The organism is Pseudomonadota bacterium (assembly GCA_026388215.1).
In the GTDB taxonomy this organism is placed as follows: Bacteria; Desulfobacterota; Syntrophorhabdia; order Syntrophorhabdales; family Syntrophorhabdaceae; genus JAPLKF01.
This window is the reverse complement of the sequence record JAPLKF010000273.1, coordinates 1-2,224: the sequence shown is the minus strand read 5'-3', so window position 1 is coordinate 2,224 and position 2,224 is coordinate 1. Positions and strand designations below refer to the sequence as shown.

Below are 2,224 nucleotides of genomic sequence, written 5' to 3'. Positions count from 1 at the left end.
AAAACCAATAAAATTTTACGACAATATACCTATTGTAAGCTATATTTTGCTCAGAAGTAAGTGCAGATACTGCGCATCAAAGATATCGATAAGATACCCGCTAATTGAACTTTTAACGGCCCTATTATTTTTAATCCTTTACAGAAAGTTTGGATTTACTTTTGAATTTTTTGTAAACATGGTTTTTATATGCCTTCTGATTGCCATATCCTTCATAGATTTAGATTTTAAGATTATACCTGATATTTTAAGCATCGGCGGGTTGATTTTTGGTTTTCTGTTGTCCTTTGTAAGGCCACTTTTTCGTTACATGGAACCAAAGTTTGGTTTTCTCGATGCCCTTTATGGGGTTTTGGTTGGTGGCGGTATCCTTTTTATTATTGCAGTGGTTTATAAATTCTTTGCTAAAAGGGAAGGCATGGGCGGTGGCGATATCAAGCTCCTTGCGATGATAGGTTCTTTCTGCGGTATAAAGGGGGTTGTATTCAGCCTTATGTCAGGTTCTCTTTTGGGAACCATCGTGGGTATACCATTGATGCTAATAAAAGGGGAGGGGACAAAATACGCTATTCCCTTTGGACCATTTCTTTCACTTGGGGCGCTTATATACATATATGGAGGGGACATCCTTATTCGTTTTTTTTTTAATATTTTATCAAGGAGATAGGATATGAAAGGTTTTTATTCAGTATTGGTTTTTTTGACTATATGTCTCTTCTTAATATTTCCATTAATTAATACGAGTGCACAGGTAACCCCTACTATCGAAGGCTGGGTATCTGTTATTACCGAGGATTCTCTGTGGATTGACGGAAAAGAGTATCCTATTGCAAAAAATGTGAGGTTAACATTAGATTCTGAAAGGGGTCAAGAGATGACCCTTGACGATATAACAGGTGTTGGTTTTATTAATAAGGCGAGGATATATATTGAGAAGGGGGCAGTTTCTCACATTGTGATCTTGGAGGTGCATCAATGAAAGGGCTTTGTCATATAATACCCATATTAATTATAGCAGTCATCCTATCCTTCATAACCCCTTCTTCTTGTTTGGGACAGGCTACAATGACAGATTACTGTAATATCCCTCCATTTGTCTCTACATCAGTCCCCCCCAATGTCATGATCATGCTTTCTATCGAAACACCCATGCAGGGTGCAATGTATCCTGATATTACGTGTACAGGTGACCCTGCCACTGATAGCCCCGCGTATGGATGTAACCCATCAACTTGTAGAACTACTGAAAGTGGCAGGAATGTGAGCAGATTCTCGAGCACACAAGCATGTTATAGTAATACAACAGATTACAACGGATATTTTAATCCCAATAAGTGTTATACATATACAGGGAGCGGTGCAAGTGGCGGATTTGTGCCTTCAACTACTACGAGCAATCATCAGTGCAGTAGTGCATGGAGCGGCAACTTTTTAAACTGGGCTACCATGATGGCCATAGATGGGTTCAGGAAGTCAATGACAGGTGGAAACAGGGAGGGTAGTCCCGACTCCTCTTCGACTACCATACTTCTCGGGGCAAGACAGACCCTTGGTACAGGTGATTCATGGTTCCCTATGAAAAAGATAGAGAATTATACCAGTTCCTACATACCGTTCACCGGGACAAAATATATAGTGCGTCATGCAAATGGCTTCTCTGTATGTAATAATGCAGATTGCACGGTGAAGGAAAGTGGTACTGGTGAGGCTCGTTTTCCTACAACATCAGGCGCTACCCATGTGGATGGGGCATATAACCTCAGGATTAAGGTATGTGATACAGGTGTTGGCCTTGAATCAAATTGTAATCCATCGAACAACAAACCAGAAGGTTTGTTACAGCACTACGCGAGGGCCATGAGGTTTGGCCTCATATCCTATGCAATGAGAAGTAATGCAGATCTAACAAGGGACGGCGGGATAATAAGGGCAAACATAAAATGGATTGCAAACAAGATCCCCTATGGTCTTAAATACCATGATAGCGGTGGGAGTCTGGTGGAATGTACTGACCCGAACGGATGTACTAATCCAGAGGCTGAGATAAACACAGATGGAACCTTTAAGAATAATCCAGATAATATAACAGGTGCTACGTATAGTGGGGTAATCAACTATATAAATAAATTTGCTTATGCGAATGGATACAAGTCCTACGACCCTATAAGTGAGATGTTCTATGAGATAGTGAGATATTTTAAAAACCTTGGTCCTTCAACTAATA

At 40.3% G+C, this 2,224-nt stretch carries 3 protein-coding genes; all 3 read left to right on the top strand.

The genetic code is table 11. From position 1 onward, the window contains the following. On the top strand, positions 1–667 hold a 667-nt coding region (locus NTU69_12640), incomplete at its 5' end, for an A24 family peptidase (protein ID MCX5804352.1). 3 nt (positions 668–670) lie between these two features. Then, a complete protein-coding gene (locus NTU69_12635) occupies positions 671–979 on the top strand; it encodes a hypothetical protein (protein MCX5804351.1) in 309 nt (102 codons plus the stop codon). Next, positions 976–2,224, top strand: a 1,249-nt coding sequence (locus NTU69_12630; protein MCX5804350.1) for a hypothetical protein, incomplete at its 3' end; no start/stop codon positions are given. The genes NTU69_12635 and NTU69_12630, both read left to right, overlap by 4 nt.